Below are 19,805 nucleotides of genomic sequence, written 5' to 3' on the forward strand. Positions count from 1 at the left end.
GACCGCAGGAGGAAATCATGCGCCTTTATAAAAGCCTTGCCTTAGCCCTTGTTCTCACAGCGTCTGTCGCAGCCGCCCCCGCGATAGCCCAAAGCGTCACGGTCGAATCGGCCATGTCCGCCGCTGATCGGCCACCCCAACACACCGAACGCGATGCCGCCCGTAAACCGGAAATGGCGTTCCTTTTGCCCTATCTTAAGGCCGGCGACACCGTGCTCGATATGGGGGCCGGTGGCGGCTACACCTCCATGCTGATGTCCACGGTGGTGGGCGATACCGGCCACATCTATGTGCAAAATCCGGCCAGTTGGGTCGAAAACTATAAGATGCAGCCCGCCCTTGATTACCTGACCTCAAAACGCGCCAATGTCACCGTGGTCGTGGCCCCGTTTGAGGATATTCCGTCGCCCGCCAAGCCCTATGACATCATCTTTGCGGGGATGATTTACCATGACACCTTCAATGATCCGAAAGCTGATGTCGCCAAGATGAACGCGGCTTTGTTTAAGGCTATGAAATCCGGCGGCTATTTCATCATCACCGACCATAAGGCGCCGGATGGCACCGGCACCCGCGATACCAACACCACCCACCGCATCGACACCCAGACCGTGATCGACGGCGTGACTAAGGCCGGTTTCAAGCTGGTGACCGATTCTCCCGCCCTCAGCCACCCCGAAGACGACCGCAGCCTGAATGTCTTTGATCCCAAGATCCGCGGCAAGACCGACCGCATGACGCTGGTGTTCCAGAAGCCGTAACCGCATTTAGAACTCCCCCTCTTGGAGGGGGAGCTGAGATCAAACCCTAATGGTTTGATCTCAGAGGGGGTAATCTTCCCCCACCCATTTATTTACCCCCTCTTCTGTTTAAGCGCGCTTAAACAGAAGCTCCCCCTGCAACAGGGGGAGTTCTTTCGTTGCCCCTAAAGGCGGACTCACCTAAGTTACGAATATGAGTTCGATCATTGCCCGTTTACCGACTGAAACTATCAACCGCATCGCCGCCGGTGAGGTGGTCGAGCGGCCATCATCCGCAATCAAGGAACTGGTCGAAAATGCCATCGATGCCGGCGCGCGCGCGATCGACATTCAGGCCGAAATGGGCGGGTTGTCGCGCATTATCATTGAGGACAACGGACGCGGCATGTCCGACATCGATCTGCCGCTGGCGGTCGAGCGCCACGCGACCTCAAAACTGAAACCGCAGGCCGATGGCACCTGGGATCTGCTGCATATCCAGACCCTCGGGTTTCGCGGCGAAGCCCTGCCGTCGATGGGTTCGGTGGCGCGGCTGAATATCATCTCAAAACCTGCCGATCAGGACGCAGCCTATGCTATTGAGGTCGACGGCGGCCGGATCGCGCCCTTGCGCCCCGCCGCCTTTTCGCGTCCCCACGGTACTCGGGTTGAACTGAAAGACTTATTTTACGCCACACCGGCTCGGCTCAAGTTCATGAAGACCGACCGGTCCGAGAACATGGCCATTACCGAAGAGGTCAAGCGGCAGGCTATGGCCCACGAAGATGTCGGCTTTACCTTGGAACTGGACGGCAAGCGCCAGTTGCGCCTGTTTCCAGAGGCCGCCGGTTTCGAAGGCCGCCTCAAACGATTGGCAGCCATATTGGGCGATGATTTCGGGCGCAATTCCCTGCTGATTGATCAGGGCCGCGAAGGCGTGCGCCTGACCGGTTATGCGGGTTTGCCGACCTTTTCGCGCGGCAATGGCCAGCATCAGTACCTGTTCGTCAATGGCCGTCCGGTGCGCGATAAGCTGCTGCAAGGGGCGTTGCGCGGGGCCTATGCCGATTTTCTGGCCCGCGACCGCCACCCGATGGCGGTGCTTTATCTCGATATCGATCCGCAGGACCTCGACGTCAACGTCCATCCGGCCAAAACCGAAGTGCGTTTCCGTGACCCCAATCTGGTGCGCGGCCTGATTATCGGCGCCCTGAAACATGCGCTCGCCTCGGCCGGTCACAGGGCCGCCACCACCATCGCCGATCAGGCCCTGTCTGGCCTGCGCCCTCAGATTGCGCCGTTTCAGCCCAGCCTTGATTACCAGCGGCCGGCGTATCCGTCCCCTACCCCTCAGCATTTGGCCTATACGCTGGAGGCGCCGCATCCCAACTATATGTCGGCAGCCACGGCCTTTATGCCCCCCCCTGCCTTTATGCCCTCCGCGCGGGTCGAGGCGGATATGGTGCCCCATTACGGCGAACTGGCCGAAGCTATCGCCGATATAGACCTGTCCGCGGTGCCGCAGGAGGTGGCCAGCCAGCATCCCTTGGGAGCCGCGCGGGCGCAAATCCACGAGACCTATATCCTTGCCCAGACCACGGATGGCCTTGTCATCGTCGATCAGCACGCCGCCCATGAAAGGCTGGTCTATGAGCAGATGAAAACCGCGATGGCGCAGGGGCATGTCGCCCGCCAAAGCCTGCTGATCCCCGAAATTGTCGATATGGAGCCGGCCGATGTGTCACGCCTGATGACCAAGCAGGCCGATCTTGATGTGATGGGCCTGGCGATCGAAGCCTTTGGGCCGTCGTCAATACTGGTGCGCGAAATTCCAGCCCTGCTGGGCGATTGCGATGTCGGGGCGCTGATCCGCGACCTGGCCGACGATATTGCTGAACATGGCCAAGCTCTGGCGCTCAAAGAGCGCATGGCCGAAATCTGCGGTAATATGGCCTGCCGCAATTCGGTGCGCGCCGGACGCCGTCTGACCGGCGAAGAGATGAACGCCCTGCTGCGTCAGATGGAGGCCACCCCCCATTCCGGCCAGTGCAATCACGGTCGCCCGACCTATGTCGAGCTAAAACTCAAGGACATCGAAAAGCTGTTCGGGCGTCGATGAGCCGTGTATGTGCCATAAAAAAACGCCTACAGCTTGGTTTTATTTTTACGCGCATTTATTCTGAAAACCGCTTCACACTTTTCAGAATGCGCTCATACTGTAAGCGTTCAAAAATCAGCGGGCGATATTCAGTACAATCAGGCTGAGGCCCATCAGCACACCCCAGGCCTGCACGCTTAAACCGGCAATTAGCAACAGCTTAAGAGCGTCCGAACGCCCCTTTACCGGCTTGATGTCTGCCGAGTTGATATTCCCCGCATTGATATTCATTGTCTGCGTAGCCATCACATAACCCCTTTAGTGATTTAACTTAAGACGCAGTTCTCCGGCCCGAAAAGAACCTGTGTTCAAATTCGGCGAAAATGCGCATGTACTGTTTCGAGTACTGCAAGGTATATGCCGGACGGCCTGTCTCTCCCCATGGCCCCCTTACCCCGCTTTTGACGCCCCTAAAAAAGCGCCGCCCCCGGCTCCCGACGAGGGTCATGACGGGCATTTAACCCCTCATTAAGCATATATTGGGGATAGATTTGGAAAGGCGTCAAGCCGCTATTTTGGCGTTTGCGCCAATTATACAACAAAGGCGCGAGACTACCTAAAAATCTCTATATTTATCAAAAACTTATAATTTAAGAATTTTTTGTTTCAGGAAGAAAACCTGCGCTGCACCATAGTTTCGGGTGTCGATTATTTCCCACAGTTCGGACAAAAACGTCGCTTCATCGGCCCCTTTTTCGAGCACGGCGATGCTATTTTCGTGCACCCATTTACCTTCGACAAGCTCCACCAGGGCGACCTCCCCCAACCCCTTGTGGTAGGGCGGATCCAGGAACACAAGATCAAAGGGCGCACCCGCCGATGCCGGGCGAATCCCCAATTGGGTCGCATCGCGGCGATGCACGCGGGTCACGCCGAATTTACCAAACGCTTCGATATTTTCGCGAATAGCGCCGCGGGCGTCATCATCGGTTTCGACAAACAGGCAAAAAGCCGAACCGCGCGACAGGGCCTCAAACCCCAGCGCGCCGGAGCCTGCAAACACATCCATAACCCGAAGGCCCGATAAGGCGGGCATCCAGTCAGCATGTTCGAGGATATTGAATACGGCCTGCCGCGCCCGATCTGAGGTCGGGCGCGTCGTTTTACCTTCGGGGGTCGCTATGGCGCGGCCCTTCAAGTCTCCGCCGACGATCCGCATGAGGCCTATTCGCCTCTGGGCTTACGGGGCCCGTCAAAACGGGGGCCATTCGACCTTGGGCCAGATGAACGCGGGCCAGAACCGCCCGGTTTGGAGAATGACGGACGGCCTCCGGACGGTTTGCCCCCAAAGGAAGGTCTGCCGCCTGCGGGGCGATCACCCCCACTTTTATCAAATCTGGGTTTGAAATCACCACGGGGCTTATCGCCAAAGCCGCCACGGTCAGGACGGTCACCACGGGGCTTGAAATCGCCACGGGGTTTGTCGCCAAAACCGCCACGATCAGGGCGATCACCACGGGGCTTGAAATCGCCACGGGGTTTGTCGCCGAAACCACCGCGATCAGGGCGATCACCACGGGGCTTGAAATCGCCGCGTGGTTTGTCACCAAAACCACCGCGCTCAGGGCGATCACCGCGCGGCTTAAAATCACCACGGGGCTTGTCACCGAAACCGCCACGATCAGGACGATCACCGGCTGGTCTGTCAGATCTAGGTTTGAAATCACCACGCGGTTTATCACCGAAACCACCGCGATCAGGGCGGTCACCGCGAGGTTTGAAGTCGCCACGAGGTTTGTCACCAAAACCGCCACGATCCGGACGGTCACCGGCGGGTCTATCAAATCTAGGCTTATCGAAGCGCGGGCGTTCAGCCCCCGCGCCTTCTCCTCTGGGTTTGTCAAATCTGGGTTTATCAAAGCGTGGCTTATCGCCAAAGCTGCGTTGTGGGCGATCCGAAAACTCCGGACGCGGCTTGCGGTCGCGGGCATCGCCATCGCCTTCAAAGCGCGGACGATGATCGAAATCGCGTTCCTTGAAATCGCGGTCATCGGTGAACTTCGGACGCCAGCCGGCATTGCCACCGCGATCTGAACGCGGCTTATCTCCGAACGGCTTTTTGTCGCCGAAGGATTTTCTATCGCCAAACGCGGGTTTATCGCCAAAGCCGCGTTTATCGCTGAAACGATCGCCACCACCCCGTCTTCCCTCAGTAGGACGGCCCTCCGACGGACGGCTGTCATCACGGCCACGACGCGGGGCATCGGCGGTCTGAGAGGCGCCTTCCAGCGGCAGATTATTGAGCGGCACCACCCCGCTCAGCATTTCGCGAATGACACGCGGGCCGATTTCCTCAGCCTCACCGGTCGGCAGATCGCCCAACTGGAACGGGCCATAGGCCAGACGGATCAGGCGATTGACCTTCAACCCGATCGCCTCAAGCACCTTACGGACTTCGCGGTTCTTACCTTCGGTCAGCGACACGGTCAGCCACAGATTGGCGCGGCCATCGGCCTTTTCCTGCGCCTTATCAAGCTTGGCGTCCATCGATCCATAGTGCACGCCTTCGACCGTCAGGCCGTCTTTCAGGCGATCCAGACGCTCTTGTGTAGTACGCCCCAAAGCGCGCACACGGTAGGTGCGTATCCAACCCGACGACGGCAGTTCCAGTGCCCGTGCCAGACCGCCATCATTGGTCAGCAGCAGCAGGCCTTCCGAATTGAGATCGAGGCGGCCAACCGAAATCACGCGCGGCAGGCCTTCGGGCAAGTTGGCAAACACAGTCGGGCGGTCTTGCGGATCGGAATGGGTGGTCACCAGGCCGACCGGCTTATGGTAGCGCCACACGCGGGTAGGCTCCGCCTTACCCACGGGCTTGCCATCGACCGTGACCTGATCGTCAGGTTTAATAAGGGTTGCCGGTGTATCGAGGATGCGGCCATTGACCTTGATCTTGCCCAGACCGATCAGGCGCTCAACTTCGCGGCGCGAGGCAATGCCGGCGCGCGCCAGAACCTTGGCGATGCGCTCACCCGAATGGGCGGCAGCGCCTTTTTTATCCGCGGCTTTTTTGGCGTCGTGTTTTTTGAGAAAGGCGGCCTTGCGGAAGTTATCGCGCTTTTCTTCGCGGGCCGCGGCGCGGGCCTCATCGGTCATTTCAACCGGAATGTCATTTGAGTTTTCGGGTGTGTTTTGGTCATCGACCATGGTCGTTTTCTTTCTAAGAGTGAGGGCCTAAACCACTTAGGTCCTTGAAATTGGTCAGCGGATCGTCTGTAAGAGCCTATGGATCACACAGATGAAACCCTGATGGCACTGGCGCTGGATGCCGCGCGTGACGCAGCCCTTGCCGGTGAGGTGCCGATAGGCGCTTTAATCTACGATCCGTCAAGTCAAAAGGTGCTAACAACTGTATCAAATGCACCGATATCGACCCATGATGCCACCGCTCATGCCGAAATCCTGGCGCTGAGGGCGGCGGGGCAGATCATGGGCAATTATCGCCTGACCGATTTGTGGCTTTATGTGACGCTGGAACCGTGCGCCATGTGCGCGGGCGCCATCTCCCATGCGCGCATAGGCCGGGTCGTTTACGGTGCCCCCGATCCCAAGGGTGGCGGGGTGGAACACGGCGGCAGGTTCTTTGAGCAGCCGACCTGCCACTGGCGACCAGATGTGCGCGCCGGTGTGCTTAGCGACGACAGCCGCGACCTGCTGAAAGCGTTTTTTAAAGACCGACGCAAACCCCGCACCTGAAGTCTTAGCGATCCTCCCGCGCGTGCCACACGCGCAAGATTACGATCCGTTTGGCACGAAGTTCATAATGCACTTCGTAATCTCCGGCCATGAAACTTCGTACATCGCGGCCGGCATAGGCGTCCTGTGGTCGGCCTAAATGCGGAAATGACGCCAGCCCTTCGACACCATCCATGATTTTTATCAGGATGCGTTTCGCCGCCAAAGGGTTGACCGGTGCCAGAAACTCATAAAGCCGGATCAAATCCTGCTGCGCGGCCTCAGTCCATTCGATAGTCATGATGCAGGGATTATTCGGGCAAGCCGTCTACCCACGCCTTAATATCGGCATGGCTGACCACACGGCCTTCGTCAACGTCCGTCAAAGCTTCCAGCACCATAGCGTGGCGGCGGGCCTCAAGTTCCACATAAGAGGCCAAGGCCCGTTTAACGATCCATCCCTTGGGACGATCGAGTCTGGCACTGATGTCATCAAGCTGATCCGCCAACTCAACTGGAATATGGGCGGTGACAACACGCGTGTTCATGATCAACTCCGCTGAATTTATGAGACACCCTACCATTTAATCAGTTTGATTAAAATCGATTAGATACGCATTTATCCGCTTTAAGGGTTCACCCTGTCACAAATTTGGTCTTTAATTACCTCAAGCTGACCACAGAGGTGTTGGATGACATTTGATTTCAAAGCAATCGAAGCGTTTGTAGACCAGTATTCGGCCCATGCCGAACGCCAGATTGCCCACCTGAGCCGTAATGCCGACACCATTATCGAAAAGACGATCATCATCGTCATAATACTGGCGGTCACCCTCATTATCTCAGGCTGGCTGTCGGGCATGGTGCGCAAGATGGCGCGCCGGCTGTCGCACAACCCTGCCGACCGCACCCTGCCGGAGTTTTTCTCTCAGGTCGTCAACTGGCTGATCATGCTGATTGGTCTGGTAGCCGTTCTGTCCCAGCTTGGGGTACAGACGACCTCGATCATCGCGGTTTTGGGTGCGGCGTCACTGGCGATCGGCCTGGCATTACAAGGCACACTCAGCAATGTCGCTTCAGGCATAATGCTACTGGTCATTAAACCCTATGTTATCGGCGATGTGGTGCGCATCAATGACCTATCCGGCACCGTGTACCGGCTGGGTCTGTTCACCACTGAAATCGTCGATGCCAATAATCTGCGTATCAATATCCCGAACTCCAAGATATTCTCGGATCAGATCACCAACTTCACCCATAATGGCACGCGCCGGATCGAAATGATGATCGGGGTCGGGTACGATACCGACCTTGATCATGCGCTCAAGGTTTTAAAAACCATCGCCGAGAACCACCCGAAAACCCTTGAGGCTCCGGTGAGCTGGACCGGCGTGCGCGGCTTTGCCGATTCATCCGTGACCTTGAGCCTCCAGACCTGGGTGCAGGCCGGAGATCACTTCCAGACCGAGACCGATCTTTATCTGGCGATCAAAAAAGGCTTTGATGCGGAAGGGATCGTCTTCCCCTACCCGCATCAGGTGCAGGTTGATTATGAGCGCGGCCACCCTAAAGCCGCGCTCCTGGAACCTGTTCCAACGGAATAGATTAGAATTTCATACGCAAACCGACGTTGAGCGCCGGGTAGACTTTAAAATCATCCAGTTCGTCTTCTAACCGGCTTTGCTCCTTGGCCAGTTCAGACATGAAGGTGGGATCCGACGCCAGCGATCCGTTGGATGCCAGCGATACCTTGGCTGCCCCTTGCATAAAGGCTCCGGCCTCAAGGTTCAACTCAACTGGGCCTATGCCCTGACGCACACCGAGTCCCAGATAAGGCACGCCTTTGCTGAATTTGGTATTTTGAGTGATCGTGCCAATTTGCGAAGGCGTAAACGTCGTATCACCGATTTCTGTATTACCGGTCGGCGTACCTCTCAGATCCAGCTTATTGTCATTGGCATAGTAGCCGCCGGTAACATAAAAGCCGGGAAACACCTTCAAATCGACCTGCGCGCCGACAGAGCCCAGCTTGAGGTCGCCCTCATATTTAACGCCGTCAAGCGTATCATCATAGCTGTAGTCAAACTTATTGATGATGCCGCGCACCGTGATCAGCGGATTGACCTCAACCCCCACCTCGGCGCCAAGACCCAGTGTGGACACCCGCGCCCCCACATAATCCAGTTCAACAGCCTGTGCGGCTATGGGTGCGACCGACATAACGGCCACAGTCGTTGCCAAAATTTTCAGGTTCATCTCATATCCCCATGGAGCGATCACGCCTGTCATGGGCGCGCACTTATAAGCGATAGGCTTGAAACCTTAAAAAGAGTTTGCGGGTATCTGTGCTACGTCACAATTTGCCACAGATGTAGTAAACTTAGCTCAGACCGATCTTGCCAATGGCATAGAACCGCTCGGCGCGCTGGGCCACCAGTTCATCGGCATTGAGGAAGCTCATGGCCTTAAGCTCTTCTTCCAGCACGTTACCGACCGTGCGGATCATCAGTTCCGGGTCGGAATGGGCGCCACCGGCGGGTTCTTCGATGATGCGGTCAACAATTCCGAATTTCAGCAGATCGGGTGCTGTGATCTTCATGCGGTCGGCGGCATCCTTAGCGCGTGCGCCGTCTTTCCACAGGATCGAAGCCGCCCCTTCGGGCGAAATCACCGAATAGATAGAGTGTTCAAGGATCAGCACGCGGTTGGCTGCCGCAATGGCAATGGCCCCGCCGGAGCCGCCCTCGCCGGTCACGGTCGTGATCATCGGCACTTTCAGGGTCAAACCGCGTTCGGTCGAGCGGGCAATGGCCTCAGCCTGACCGCGTTCTTCGGCGCCAATGCCGGGATAGGCGCCGGCCGTATCAACAAAGGTCAGAACCGGCAAACCAAACTGTTCGGCCATATCCATCAGACGCACGGCCTTACGGTAGCCTTCGGGGCGGGCCATGCCGAAATTGTGTTTGAGGCGCGTGGTGGTGTCGTGGCCCTTTTCGTGGCCCATAACGACGACGCTTTGGCCACGGAACCGGCCCAGACCACCGATGATCGCCTGATCATCGCCGAATTTACGATCACCGCGCAATTCGACGAAATCTTCGATGAGACCGTCAATATAGTCGACAAAATGCGGACGCTCAGGGTGGCGGGCTACTTGCGTCTTTTGCCAGGGCTCAAGCTTTGAATAGGCTTCCTTGCGCATCACATGGGCGCGGCTTCTCAGGGCATCCAGTTCAGGCCCCATGTCCGTACCGCCGCTTTCGGACAGGTTGGACAGTTCTTCGATCTTGGCTTCGAGATCAGCAATCGGACGCTCGAATTCGAGATAATGACGCATCAGGGAATCCCACAACCACCGGCAAGCGCATCCCCAAAAGTGTGCGCGGTTTTGGGATCAGATGCGCGTAAAGATAAGATGGTTGCGGAATCGACCCGCAACCCATGAGCAAATTATAAAGTCTGGCCTTATACAGCAAGCAATCATTCGGGAAAGCCGAAAAATGAGAGAGATCTCCTCCCTACGTAGTGGGGAGGTGGCGGCAAGCGTAGCGAGGCCGACGGAGGGATAGCTTGTTTTGCGACAAAAATACCCCTCCGCCTCGCAAACTCGGCACCTCCCCACTACGTAGGGAGGAGAAGCTTACCGTTTCCCAGATAGCGGATGATGGGTTTCCACCACCTCCCTAAGTCTCTCACCGGCCACATGAGTATAGATCTGGGTCGTGGAAATGTCCGAATGGCCCAGCAGGGTCTGCACCACCCGTAAATCTGCCCCGCCCTCCAGCAGATGGGTGGCAAAGGCATGGCGCAGAACGTGCGGCGATACACGCGCCGGGTCAATGCCCGCTCCCACCGCCGCTTCATCCAGCAACTGCCCGACCCGGCGGCGCGTCAGATAGCCATCGCCCCCGCGTGACGCAAACAGAAACCCATTCCCTTTGTCTCCTTTGGCCACAAACAGCTCACGCACTTCCAGATAGTCCTTGATCGCCGCCCGCGCCGACGGATTAAGCGGCACCAGCCGCTCCACCCCGCCCTTACCCTTAATGATCAGATAGGCCGGGTCTTTCATGACCGCATCGAGCGGCAGGGACACGATCTCAGACACCCGCATACCCGACGCATAGGCGATTTCGATCAGGCATTTCAGGCGAATCGCATGGTGCGGGCCTTTCAGTTCGGCCGCCGAAATCAGCGCCTCAACCTCCTCGCGGCTGATGATTTTAGGCAAAACCTGCGCTTTTTTCGCCGCCGGAATTTTGCGGCTGGGGTCGACCTGAATGAAACTTTCACCGACACAGAAGCGGTAAAACTGCCGGATGGCCGAGCGTTTTCGCTGTAGCGTGGCCCCCGTCAGGCCCAGCGCATCCAGATGCTCGAAAAACCGTGCCAGATCGCCCTCGTTTAAGGCCAGCAAGTCATTCTTCGCAAAGGCTTCGAGATCGCCTAAATCCTGCCCGTAGGCCTCCAGCGTGCGCTTAGACGCATTGCGTTCCACCGCCATCATTTGCAAAAACTGCTTAACCGGATCACGCTTCATCTCACTCTCCCACATCCCATTGCGGGTGGTTCAGCATAAACACTGGAAAACATCACTAAATATAATGTAAACCCTATTATTATGAGCTGTTTTTTTCACCTGTGCCGCCCATGACCGGGCCGTCCGATACTACTGAATATGTCAGGCCGCGCTTTGACCTGCCCAGACCTCTGGTTCTGGTCGGCCTGATGGGGGTTGGCAAAACCACCGTCGGCCGGCGTCTGGCCGATCATTTTGGCCTGCCCTTCCGCGATGCCGATGAGGAGATTGAGAAGGCCGCCGGTCAGAGTATTGCCGATATTTTCGCCACCTTGGGTGAACCAGCCTTTCGTGACGGCGAGCACCGCGTTATCGCCCGCCTGGTCGACGAAGGCCCGCAAGTTCTCGCCACCGGCGGCGGCGCGTTCATGCACCCGCAAACGCGCGACCTGCTCAAGCAAAAGGCGATTGTCGTCTGGCTCAAGACCGATCTTAAGGTGCTGGCCCGCCGCGTCGCCAACAAACCCCATCGCCCGTTGCTGAAAGACCGCGACCCGATGGAGGTGCTGCGTGAACATGAGAAAAACCGCTATCCCCATTATGCCGAGGCCCATCTGACGATTGATACCGGTGATCAGTCTCATGCGAGAAGTGTTGATCTGGTGCTCGAAGCGCTCAAAACCCATCTGGATATCTGAAGACTATGACCACCATCCCTGTCGCTGGCGGCGATTTCAAACCCTATGACGTGCTGGTCGATACCGGGCTGGTCAGCGATGTGGCGAGCCACGTCTCCCCATATCTGAAAAACCGGCGCGTCCTGATTGTGTGCGACGCCAATGTCGATGCGCTCCATGCCGATGGCGTTGTGGCGCAATTTGAGGCAGCCGGTTTCAAGACCTTTAAGACCGTCGTCCCTGCCGGTGAGCAAACCAAGTCCTGGGAAGGGCTTGAGACCGTCACCGATGCCTTTGTTGACGCAGGTCTTGACCGCAAGGATGTGGTGATTGCCCTGGGTGGCGGCGTGATCGGCGACCTGACCGGTTTTGCGGCCAGCATCTATATGCGCGGCATCGATTTCATCCAGATACCCACCACGGTTCTGGCTCAGGTCGATTCCAGCGTCGGCGGCAAGACGGCTATCGACCATCCGCGCGGCAAGAACCTGATCGGCGCGTTCCATCAGCCGCGCAAGGTTTTGTGTGATCTGGATGTGCTGTCGACCCTGCCGCTGCGTGAGATCAAATGCGGCTATGCCGAAATCATCAAATACGGCCTGCTGGGGGACAAGACGTTTTTTGAGTGGTTGGAAGTCAATGATCACAAGGTTTTGGCGCTCGATATCGACGCCATTCGCGATGCGGTCGCCCGCTCGGTCGAGATGAAGGCTGAAATCGTCGCCGCCGATGAGCGCGAAGGCGGCCAGCGTGCCCTGCTCAACCTCGGCCACACCTTCGGCCATGCGCTTGAGGCCGAGGTCGGTTTTGGCGACACCCTGCTGCACGGTGAAGCGGTGGCGATCGGCATGGCGATGGCGTTCCGTTATTCCGCCCGCGCCGGTCTGTGCCCAAAAGCCGATGCCGACCGCGCTGTGGCCGCCATCGCGCAATCGGGCCTGCCGACCACGATGGCCGAAATCCGCAATGAGCCCTTTGATGGGATGCGCCTGATCGAGCATATGGGCCACGACAAGAAGGCCGAAGGCGGCAAACTGGTGTTCGTGCTGGCCCGCGCCATCGGTGACGCCTTCGTGGCCAAGGACGTGCCCGCCGCCGATATCTATGACTTCCTGCTGTCTGAGGGTGCCGTTAGCCGCATAGAGGCCTGATTATGCTTACCACCCTGCTCGTTCTGGCGCCGATTTTAGTCGGTCTGTTGTTTGTCTCCGCACTGTTTTCGGCGGGGGAAACCTCGATGACGGCGGCCTCACGCGGGCGGATGCACCAGCTTGAACGCGACGGCGATAAGGCGGCCAAGCGCGTCAACCGCCTGCTGACCGATCAGGAAAAGATGATCGGGGCCATATTATTAGGCAACAATCTGATCAATATCGGGGCCTCGGCGCTGACGACCTCGGTGTTGGCCGCCATGTTCCCCGGCGCTATGGGCATTGCCATCTCGACCGGTGTCATGACCGTGCTTATTCTGGTATTCGGAGAAGTCCTGCCCAAGACTTTGGCCATCACCAAGCCCGATGACGTAGCGCGCGGTATGTCGCGGATGGTGTTGTGGGCCGTCTATATCTTCGGCCCTATCGTGCAGGGGGTGCAGTGGTTCGTGCGTAAGACCCTGAAACTGTTTGGCGTCAACATGTCGATGGAAACCGATGTACTGGCCGCCCATCAGGAAATTCGTGGTGCCATTGAATATCATCACGACGAAGGCTCAGTCGAAAAGCGCGACCGCAACATGTTCCGCGGGGTGCTTGACCTGTCTGAGTTGGATGTCAGCCAGATCATGGTCCACCGCAAGCAGATATTCATGATTGACGCCGACTTGGGTATCGAGCGCATCATCGATGAGGCCCTCAAAATCGGCCACACCCGTATTCCGCTTTATCGCGACAATCAGGAAAATATCGTCGGCGTCCTCCATGCCCGCGACCTGTTTGCCGCCATCACCAAGGCCAGAGGCGATATCTTAAGCCTCGATATCGACGCCATCACCCGTGAGCCGTGGTTCATCCCCGACACCACCAATCTCAAGAGCCAGTTGAACGCATTCCTGAAGCAAAAACAGCACTTTGCGCTGGTGGTCGATGAATACGGCGCATTGCAGGGCATGGTGACCTTAGAGGATATCTTAGAGGAAATCGTCGGCGATATCGAAGACGAACACGACACCGCCCAGACCGGTATCCGTAAGCAGGCCGACGGTTCTCTGATCGTTGACGGTGATGTGCCGATCCGCGACCTGAACCGTTTTATGGACTGGGATTTGCCCGATGATGACGCCGTGACCATCGCGGGCCTTGTCATCTATGAGGCCCGCACTATTCCTCAGCCAGGTCAGGCCTTCATCTTTTTTGACCGCAAATTCCAGATTCTGCGCCGCCAGCGCAACCAGATCACAGCGCTAAAAATCACCCCGATCGTGATCGAAGACTAATCTTTATACCTCCCTGAGCGCTCTACGTTCGGGGAGGTATAAAGATAGCTTACCCGCGACATTCAGCGGAACGGCGTAGCGTTTTCCGCGCGGTACTGGCGCAGCCGGTATATGTCATCCCGAACATAGGCTTCCCAATCAGGAATATTTGCCCACCCATAGTTTGCGTTAAAGTAGCCTTTGGTCGTCTCAGCATAAGCCGCAATAGTATCATAGCTGAATAACAGGTGATCGTGGTCACCATTGTCAGGATAGTCCCGTAATTCCCATGTCGCCGCCTCATCCATAACGGCGTCCATAAATTCCGGCATCCACCACCCTTGATAATAGTACGTCTCACCGGCTAAAGGGTATTTTTGATCATGAAGATCAAAGCGTTCAAAGGTTACATTTCGGCCACTGCGGGCGACGAGACGATGCAACTCAGCGACAGATGCGCGGTTGCTGTCACTCACATATAAGTTGCCGGGGGCCAGCGGCGCCGGAAACGGGTCCGCCAAATCGTCCCAATTCATCTCACACTTGATGAGAATGCTCTCTGTCGTGGATTGAACATCCAGAATCTTTATCTTGTGACCCGCCATGCCCTTATGATCTAAACTGAGCCGTCATAGTCTGCCCTTGGCGAACTATGCTGATTTTCCAGGACGCCGGACGGGTATTCAGGATCTGCTCTAACTGAGCGGCCGACGTAATCGGCGTGCCGTTGATGTCCTTGATGATATCACCGGGGCGGAAACCGGCGCGGGCGGCATAGACGCGGTTGGATTCAAGACCGTAAACCAGCACCCCACGCGGCGCGGCAAAGATGTCTATGCCGGCTTCTTCGGCGACAGCCGGCGACATATTGACGACCTTGGCGCCGTTCAGAGGCACATTGGCCTTGATCAGGCGCTCATCCTTGGCCGGTGTCGCCGACGGGGCCTGTATCTTCACTTTCAGGCTCTGCGGTTTGCCATCGCGGACAATGTTAAGCTGAGCCGTCTCCCCCGGATTACGCACACTGAGGCGGTAAGCAATGGCGCGGGCATCATTGACAGGCTGACCATCAACGGCAGTAACCACATCGCCGGTACGCAATCCGGCCTGATCGGCGGGGCTGCCCTTATAGATGTCGCTGACCAGCACCCCTTCCGGACGCGCAAGGTTCATAGAACGGGCAATATCAGAAGTGACCGTATCGCCCTTGGCCCCCAGCCAGGGCCGCACCAGCGTTGATTTCCCGCCAAGTGCGGTATCAACCACCCTGCGCACCATAGCCGACGGAATGGCAAACCCAACCCCCGCTGATGAGCCCGACCGCGACAGGATAAAGCTATTAATACCAATCAGGTCACCGTCCATATCGACCAGAGCGCCGCCGGAGTTACCGGGGTTGATGGCGGCATCGGTTTGAATAAACGCCCCCTCGCCCGGCCCGACATCGGTACGGTCAAGCGCTGAGATAATGCCGTTGGTCACCGTCTGCCCCACCCCAAACGGGTTGCCGATCGCCAGCACCAAATCACCGACCTCAAGGTCGCGTCCGTCATCCAGATTGAGCGTGGTGAACTTTTCGCCGCTGGTTTCCAGTTGAAGCACGGCGAGGTCGGTGCGCTCATCGGCCAGCAGCAGCTTGGCCGGGAACTCACGCCGGTCATTGAGCACGACCATGAACTCCTGCCCGCCCTGAACGACATGGTTATTGGTCACGACCACGCCGTCGCCGCGCACGATCACACCAGAGCCCAGGGATTGCTCGACCTGCGGGCGCGGATTGACTCCGCCGAACATCTGCCAGAACGGATCGACCTGACGGCGGGTGACGCGCTTAGCGTAGACATTGACAACGGCAGGTGCGGTATCGCGCACGACCGGCGCAAAGGACGACTTCATGCCGATGGCGCTGTCGGGCACCTTGCGGTTGGGTGTGCTGAGCGGTTGCTGATGAAAGCCCGAACCTTCGTAATTATCCTGCGGCTCTGTCTGGCCTGAGCAGGCGCTCATCAGACCGGCCATAGTCAGGGCGATAATGGAAGCCGCTTTGCGTAAAGATGTCGTCATGGGTTGGGTCAGGCTCACAAAAGGAACAGTCATCCAATTATGTAGAGGTCTTTGCGGCGCTATCAAGGCATTGAAAGATACCAAAAGCGCCAGCTACCGATAATGTTGCTCCCCGTGAGGTGACGATGTAGTCTTATATGAGGCAGCTGTAGGGGGGTATATGAAGCTTAAGACTGCGATTGCGTTCGTTCGCAAAGGCCAATGGGCACAACTAAAGCATTTGGTGGCTAGTTTATCGCCTGAAGCGGCTTACGAACTTATAAAGCTCATTTACGCCCAGATTGATATGAAGACTTCATTCGCAGGGCTGGTTGATAGTCCTGACGATGTTTTAGGCAACACCATACTAGGCGGCATATTGTTCGGCATCGCACGGCGTCATCGTGGTGGTGGGACTTTCGTTGAGGTTACGCCTGAGAGATTCGCGCGTTACCGCGATGTATTGGAAGATTCCGAAGCCTGCCTCAGGCAGGCTCTCGATATCGATCGCTCATTCGGACTGGCCGCAGCATTTTTCATGGCCGTTAATATGGATCCTAATGAGGACGTCGAACGCGACATTGCCGAGGCACGATTACTTGCCGCCGATAATGTACCGCTATCAGGCTATATGAATTTGTTACTGGCGCGGTGTGAAAAATGGGGTGGCGATCACGATACCATGTTCCGCATAGGCCGCGCTCACATGAACCCGGACAAACCCAGTTACTATGCCTTGATTACACGGGCACATTGGGAACGGCATTTTTATTACGCCGCTTTTGACGAAGCTCCCAATGCAGATCGCCTTGCAGAGCGATATTTCCAGCAGCCAGAGGTCATTCGCGACCTTAAAGAAGCTTCGGATAGCGTGTTAAGCGCTAATCTGGCTGATCCTGCCGAAATACGCCTCGCCAATGGCTGGCTATTGTTCACCTTTATACGCGCTTGCAAATGGAAACTCGCCCGCCAACACCTGCAGGCACTTAAGGGCTTTGAAGACCCCAGTATATGGTGGTTTTCTTCCACATCGTTCAGCCGACTGGCGCTATGGGTTCGGTTAAGGGCGGCTCTGGCCTAACATGTACAGAAGCTCACAAAAATCAGATCTCAATGATCGACTTTCAACGCGGGCCTGAACGGCTTTACTGTGCCGTCATAGGGTTCAGGCTTAAGATCAAGCAGTTCCATGATCAGGCCATAGACATCGACATTATCAAATGTCTTTAACGCCACACCGGATTTAAAGGCCGGGCCGCTGGCGATAAACACCGCCTGCATTTGGGGATCATAGGGGTCATATCCGTGGCTGCCGCCCTCTGGCTTTGGCATCCAGTTATCGCGTGACGGGGCCACGATGTAACCGCCGACATCGGCCATGCAGACAATCTTGCGCACGCGGATATGTTTACCGAAATGGTAGCGTGCCGGTATTTTGCCTTTCGGCCAGCAGGTCATGTGCGGTGGTTTATTGCGGATCAGTATCCGGTTTACCTCCGCCTCATGGCCCGGCTTGGGGTCAAGCAATACAACCTGCCCGCCCGCCACCAGATCATAACTGCCTTCCGGCAAAACATCGGCGATGCGCACAAACGTTTCGGGCTGGTGTTTGGCCATGCCGTGATCCGATACGATGACGATATTGGCATTAATGCCTCTAGATTTCAGTCCCTTGATCAGTTGCCCTATCGACTGATCGACATCGGCAAGGGCGGCATTAACCTCATGACTATCCGGCCCAAAATCATGACCTTCATGGTCGACGGTCGAGTAATAGAGCGTCACCACATCCGGCCGATCTGAGGTCGGCATATCCAGCCATGCCATGACCTGCGTTATACGATCAGGGTGCGGCATTTCCTCATTATAGGTCATCCAGTAGCTAGGGCGTACTCCACGAATATCGGCCTCAGACCCCGGCCAGAACATGGTCGCGACCTTAAGGCCCTGCGCCTGCGCCGTAATCCAGAACGGCTTGCCGCCATCCCACCAGAAGCGATCGGTCACGGCTTCACGGTTCGACAGCCGGAATGTCACGTCCGGCTTACGGGGATCGCGCATAGTGTTGCCGATAATGCCATGATGGTCAGGCCGCAGCCCCGTCACCAGCGTATAGTGATTGGGAAAGGTCAGGCTGGGGAAACTGGGGCGCATGGCCGCACGCGCCCCATTATCGGCCAGCTTTTTCAGATTAGGGGTTATGCCACGATCCAGATAGTCCGCGCGAAAGCCATCAATGGATATCAGGATCAGCGGTGCCGGTTTTTCGATGACCGCTTCAACAGGCACCACAGGCGCCGACGGTTTGGAGACGCACGCCCCCATGCTCACCATAACCAGCGCAATTGCCCCCAAAATCTGTTTACGCATAAAGCACCCGGCATAACCCAACCATCACAACAGACTACATAAAAGATGCGTCAGCGTGGTGACAAGTGGGCACGACATCGACCCATAAAAAAAGCCTCCGCAACCGCGGAGGCTCTTAATATGTCGATGGTGTTCGCTTAGTCGCAGGTGCGGATGCGATCCAGAACGTCCAGGTCGGACGCATCGCTAAACGCGGGTTCATCATGCCCGAAAAGGGTCTCACTCAGCAGCGCTTCCGAAAGAACCGGCGCGCCTGCGGCAGGGGTGTACGCATGGCTTTGTACGTCATTGGACATAGCAACCTCCTGGAATATGGGTGATGTAAAAGTGAAGACTTGACCCCGTGGCCTTAATCTTCACCCAAACCGTAGGGTATAAACCTCAGCAAGAAAAGTCACAGTCCTTATGCGGACGATCACAGACGCGTTAACTAAGTAGCAATAAATAATTATGTGATAAAATTAACGCGCTGCACAACCCTCTTACCGCCAGGTTCACAGGCTCTGCGCGCTTATGCGGCAATAATTTACGCAAGTGCAAACGTAAAAAAGGCCCTCTGGCAATCCAAAGGGCCTTTTTCTAAATTAGTATGAAACGAGAGGGGATTAAGCCTCTTCGGTCTCAACCGACAATACCGGGCCGGAATCCTTACCCTTTTCGTTTTCGTCACGCTCGACGAATTCGATGATGGCCATAGCGGCATTGTCGCCGTGACGGAAACCGGCCTTCATGATGCGGATGTAGCCGCCGTTGCGGTCTTTGTAGCGCGGGCCCAGCACTTCGAACAGCTTGCCGACCTGAGCCACGTCGCGAACGCGCGAAATGGCGATACGGCGGTCATGCAGGGTGCCCGACTTGGCCAGGGTCACCAGCTTTTCAACGAAGGGACGCAGTTCCTTGGCCTTCGGCAGGGTGGTGATGATTTGTTCGTGCTTGATGATCGAAGCGGCCATGTTGGCGAACATGGCGGTGCGGTGAGCGGTGGTACGACCGAGTTTACGGTAACCAGAACCGTGACGCATAATAAAATCTCCAAAAGACCGGCGGCACGCAGCCTGTCCGATCTCCCAAAAACGAGCCCATGATCTAAAGACAACGGCCCGAATGGCCCCTGCCCGTCATGAACGTCCAACCGCAAAGTGGCTGGAAATTACCGGGACAAGGTTTTGGTCTTTCCCGATAAGTCTCGCATAGCGAGGTGTCGCTAATGACA

The 19,805-nt window shown here is 56.8% G+C and carries 21 protein-coding genes; 8 read left to right on the forward strand and 13 right to left on the reverse strand.

Features of this window, described 5'->3' with window-relative positions; translation table 11 throughout:
- Positions 1 to 17 precede the first annotated feature (17 nt).
- Both PQU98_RS04040 and mutL read left to right on the forward strand, forming a co-directional pair.
- A complete protein-coding gene (locus PQU98_RS04040; protein ID WP_272743598.1) occupies positions 18 to 761 on the forward strand; it encodes a class I SAM-dependent methyltransferase in 744 nt (247 codons plus the stop codon).
- A gap of 193 nt (positions 762 to 954) precedes the next feature.
- The gene (gene mutL / locus PQU98_RS04045) at positions 955 to 2,859 is read left to right on the forward strand and encodes a DNA mismatch repair endonuclease MutL (protein WP_272743599.1); all 1,905 of its coding nucleotides are present in this window, start codon (positions 955 to 957) and stop codon (positions 2,857 to 2,859) included.
- A gap of 114 nt (positions 2,860 to 2,973) precedes the next feature.
- Here the strand turns inward: mutL and PQU98_RS04050 are convergent, their stop codons facing one another.
- From PQU98_RS04050 to PQU98_RS04060, 3 genes are all read right to left on the reverse strand, one after another.
- On the reverse strand, positions 2,974 to 3,144 hold the full coding sequence (locus tag PQU98_RS04050; protein WP_272743600.1) for a hypothetical protein: 171 nt from the start codon (positions 3,142 to 3,144) through the stop codon (positions 2,974 to 2,976).
- Positions 3,145 to 3,481: 337 nt separating this feature from the next.
- Positions 3,482 to 4,057, reverse strand: coding sequence for a 16S rRNA (guanine(966)-N(2))-methyltransferase RsmD (rsmD, locus tag PQU98_RS04055; RefSeq protein WP_272743601.1), 576 nt, complete (start codon positions 4,055 to 4,057; stop codon positions 3,482 to 3,484).
- A 5-nt stretch (positions 4,058 to 4,062) separates the two neighbouring features.
- The gene (locus PQU98_RS04060; protein WP_272743602.1) at positions 4,063 to 6,045 is read right to left on the reverse strand and encodes a pseudouridine synthase; all 1,983 of its coding nucleotides are present in this window, start codon (positions 6,043 to 6,045) and stop codon (positions 4,063 to 4,065) included.
- A gap of 78 nt (positions 6,046 to 6,123) precedes the next feature.
- Here PQU98_RS04060 and PQU98_RS04065 point away from each other — a divergent pair, with 78 nt between their 5' ends.
- Positions 6,124 to 6,594: a nucleoside deaminase gene (locus tag PQU98_RS04065; RefSeq protein WP_272743603.1), complete on the forward strand. Its 471-nt coding sequence runs from the start codon at positions 6,124 to 6,126 to the stop codon at positions 6,592 to 6,594.
- 4 nt (positions 6,595 to 6,598) lie between these two features.
- Here PQU98_RS04065 and PQU98_RS04070 read toward each other — a convergent pair whose 3' ends face one another.
- Complete coding sequence (locus tag PQU98_RS04070) at positions 6,599 to 6,874, reverse strand: type II toxin-antitoxin system RelE/ParE family toxin (RefSeq protein ID WP_272743604.1); 276 nt, start codon at positions 6,872 to 6,874, stop codon at positions 6,599 to 6,601.
- Between the two features lie 10 nt (positions 6,875 to 6,884).
- Entirely contained in the window at positions 6,885 to 7,121 is a 237-nt protein-coding gene (locus tag PQU98_RS04075) for a CopG family ribbon-helix-helix protein (RefSeq protein ID WP_272743605.1), read from the reverse strand.
- Between the two features lie 144 nt (positions 7,122 to 7,265).
- Here PQU98_RS04075 and PQU98_RS04080 point away from each other — a divergent pair, with 144 nt between their 5' ends.
- Positions 7,266 to 8,177: a mechanosensitive ion channel family protein gene (locus PQU98_RS04080; RefSeq protein WP_272743606.1), complete on the forward strand. Its 912-nt coding sequence runs from the start codon at positions 7,266 to 7,268 to the stop codon at positions 8,175 to 8,177.
- Between the two features lies 1 nt (position 8,178).
- Here the strand turns inward: PQU98_RS04080 and PQU98_RS04085 are convergent, their stop codons facing one another.
- From PQU98_RS04085 to PQU98_RS04095, 3 genes are all read right to left on the reverse strand, one after another.
- On the reverse strand, positions 8,179 to 8,829 hold the full coding sequence (locus PQU98_RS04085; protein WP_272743607.1) for a hypothetical protein: 651 nt from the start codon (positions 8,827 to 8,829) through the stop codon (positions 8,179 to 8,181).
- Positions 8,830 to 8,953: 124 nt separating this feature from the next.
- A complete protein-coding gene (locus PQU98_RS04090; protein ID WP_272744487.1) occupies positions 8,954 to 9,913 on the reverse strand; it encodes an acetyl-CoA carboxylase carboxyltransferase subunit alpha in 960 nt (319 codons plus the stop codon).
- A gap of 300 nt (positions 9,914 to 10,213) precedes the next feature.
- Positions 10,214 to 11,113 (reverse strand): tyrosine recombinase, encoded by a 900-nt coding sequence (locus PQU98_RS04095; RefSeq protein WP_272743608.1) that lies wholly within the window; start codon positions 11,111 to 11,113, stop codon positions 10,214 to 10,216.
- 110 nt (positions 11,114 to 11,223) lie between these two features.
- On the opposite strand from PQU98_RS04095, the gene PQU98_RS04100 reads away from it, so the two are divergent.
- From PQU98_RS04100 to PQU98_RS04110, 3 genes are read left to right on the forward strand one after another with little or no spacing between them, the layout of a single operon-like run.
- Positions 11,224 to 11,790 carry a shikimate kinase gene (locus tag PQU98_RS04100; RefSeq protein ID WP_272743609.1) on the forward strand — a complete coding sequence of 189 codons (567 nt, stop codon included), beginning with the start codon at positions 11,224 to 11,226 and terminating at the stop codon, positions 11,788 to 11,790.
- A 5-nt stretch (positions 11,791 to 11,795) separates the two neighbouring features.
- Complete coding sequence (gene aroB, locus PQU98_RS04105; protein ID WP_272743610.1) at positions 11,796 to 12,920, forward strand: 3-dehydroquinate synthase; 1,125 nt, start codon at positions 11,796 to 11,798, stop codon at positions 12,918 to 12,920.
- Positions 12,921 to 12,922: 2 nt separating this feature from the next.
- On the forward strand, positions 12,923 to 14,200 hold the full coding sequence (locus PQU98_RS04110; RefSeq protein ID WP_272743611.1) for an HlyC/CorC family transporter: 1,278 nt from the start codon (positions 12,923 to 12,925) through the stop codon (positions 14,198 to 14,200).
- Between the two features lie 62 nt (positions 14,201 to 14,262).
- On the opposite strand, the gene PQU98_RS04115 is transcribed toward PQU98_RS04110, so the two are convergent.
- Together PQU98_RS04115 and PQU98_RS04120 are read right to left on the reverse strand one after the other, a co-directional pair.
- Positions 14,263 to 14,784 carry a hypothetical protein gene (locus PQU98_RS04115; protein WP_272743612.1) on the reverse strand — a complete coding sequence of 174 codons (522 nt, stop codon included), beginning with the start codon at positions 14,782 to 14,784 and terminating at the stop codon, positions 14,263 to 14,265.
- 4 nt (positions 14,785 to 14,788) lie between these two features.
- Entirely contained in the window at positions 14,789 to 16,276 is a 1,488-nt protein-coding gene (locus tag PQU98_RS04120) for a Do family serine endopeptidase (RefSeq protein WP_272743613.1), read from the reverse strand.
- 127 nt (positions 16,277 to 16,403) lie between these two features.
- Between PQU98_RS04120 and PQU98_RS04125 the strand changes: the two genes are divergently transcribed.
- On the forward strand, positions 16,404 to 17,303 hold the full coding sequence (locus PQU98_RS04125) for a hypothetical protein (RefSeq protein WP_272743614.1): 900 nt from the start codon (positions 16,404 to 16,406) through the stop codon (positions 17,301 to 17,303).
- A 29-nt stretch (positions 17,304 to 17,332) separates the two neighbouring features.
- Here PQU98_RS04125 and PQU98_RS04130 read toward each other — a convergent pair whose 3' ends face one another.
- The 3 genes from PQU98_RS04130 to rplQ form a co-directional block, all read right to left on the reverse strand.
- Entirely contained in the window at positions 17,333 to 18,592 is a 1,260-nt protein-coding gene (locus PQU98_RS04130; RefSeq protein WP_272743615.1) for an alkaline phosphatase family protein, read from the reverse strand.
- Positions 18,593 to 18,729: 137 nt separating this feature from the next.
- Positions 18,730 to 18,888 carry a hypothetical protein gene (locus PQU98_RS04135; RefSeq protein ID WP_272743616.1) on the reverse strand — a complete coding sequence of 53 codons (159 nt, stop codon included), beginning with the start codon at positions 18,886 to 18,888 and terminating at the stop codon, positions 18,730 to 18,732.
- A 309-nt stretch (positions 18,889 to 19,197) separates the two neighbouring features.
- Complete coding sequence (rplQ, locus tag PQU98_RS04140; RefSeq protein ID WP_272743617.1) at positions 19,198 to 19,614, reverse strand: 50S ribosomal protein L17; 417 nt, start codon at positions 19,612 to 19,614, stop codon at positions 19,198 to 19,200.
- Between the last annotated feature and the right edge of the window lie 191 nt (positions 19,615 to 19,805).

The sequence above is a fragment of the Asticcacaulis machinosus genome, from assembly GCF_028550435.1.
Classification (GTDB): Bacteria; Pseudomonadota; Alphaproteobacteria; order Caulobacterales; family Caulobacteraceae; genus Asticcacaulis; species Asticcacaulis machinosus.

Excerpts from the sequence above, each read along its gene's own strand:
- aroB (WP_272743610.1), top strand. The coding sequence starts at position 11,796 with ATGACCACCATCCCTGTCGCTGGCGGCGATTTCAAACCCTATGACGTG.
- PQU98_RS04075 (WP_272743605.1), bottom strand. The coding sequence starts at position 7,121 with ATGAACACGCGTGTTGTCACCGCCCATATTCCAGTTGAGTTGGCGGAT.
- rsmD (WP_272743601.1), bottom strand. The coding sequence starts at position 4,057 with ATGCGGATCGTCGGCGGAGACTTGAAGGGCCGCGCCATAGCGACCCCC.
- PQU98_RS04125 (WP_272743614.1), top strand. The coding sequence starts at position 16,404 with ATGAAGCTTAAGACTGCGATTGCGTTCGTTCGCAAAGGCCAATGGGCA.
- PQU98_RS04130 (WP_272743615.1), bottom strand. The coding sequence starts at position 18,592 with ATGCGTAAACAGATTTTGGGGGCAATTGCGCTGGTTATGGTGAGCATG.
- PQU98_RS04085 (WP_272743607.1), bottom strand. The coding sequence starts at position 8,829 with ATGAACCTGAAAATTTTGGCAACGACTGTGGCCGTTATGTCGGTCGCA.
- PQU98_RS04135 (WP_272743616.1), bottom strand. The coding sequence starts at position 18,888 with ATGTCCAATGACGTACAAAGCCATGCGTACACCCCTGCCGCAGGCGCG.
- PQU98_RS04115 (WP_272743612.1), bottom strand. The coding sequence starts at position 14,784 with ATGGCGGGTCACAAGATAAAGATTCTGGATGTTCAATCCACGACAGAG.
- PQU98_RS04110 (WP_272743611.1), top strand. The coding sequence starts at position 12,923 with ATGCTTACCACCCTGCTCGTTCTGGCGCCGATTTTAGTCGGTCTGTTG.
- PQU98_RS04050 (WP_272743600.1), bottom strand. The coding sequence starts at position 3,144 with ATGGCTACGCAGACAATGAATATCAATGCGGGGAATATCAACTCGGCA.
- PQU98_RS04040 (WP_272743598.1), top strand. The coding sequence starts at position 18 with ATGCGCCTTTATAAAAGCCTTGCCTTAGCCCTTGTTCTCACAGCGTCT.
- mutL (WP_272743599.1), top strand. The coding sequence starts at position 955 with ATGAGTTCGATCATTGCCCGTTTACCGACTGAAACTATCAACCGCATC.
- PQU98_RS04120 (WP_272743613.1), bottom strand. The coding sequence starts at position 16,276 with ATGACTGTTCCTTTTGTGAGCCTGACCCAACCCATGACGACATCTTTA.
- PQU98_RS04070 (WP_272743604.1), bottom strand. The coding sequence starts at position 6,874 with ATGACTATCGAATGGACTGAGGCCGCGCAGCAGGATTTGATCCGGCTT.
- PQU98_RS04095 (WP_272743608.1), bottom strand. The coding sequence starts at position 11,113 with ATGAAGCGTGATCCGGTTAAGCAGTTTTTGCAAATGATGGCGGTGGAA.
- PQU98_RS04065 (WP_272743603.1), top strand. The coding sequence starts at position 6,124 with ATGGATCACACAGATGAAACCCTGATGGCACTGGCGCTGGATGCCGCG.
- PQU98_RS04060 (WP_272743602.1), bottom strand. The coding sequence starts at position 6,045 with ATGGTCGATGACCAAAACACACCCGAAAACTCAAATGACATTCCGGTT.
- PQU98_RS04100 (WP_272743609.1), top strand. The coding sequence starts at position 11,224 with ATGACCGGGCCGTCCGATACTACTGAATATGTCAGGCCGCGCTTTGAC.
- rplQ (WP_272743617.1), bottom strand. The coding sequence starts at position 19,614 with ATGCGTCACGGTTCTGGTTACCGTAAACTCGGTCGTACCACCGCTCAC.
- PQU98_RS04080 (WP_272743606.1), top strand. The coding sequence starts at position 7,266 with ATGACATTTGATTTCAAAGCAATCGAAGCGTTTGTAGACCAGTATTCG.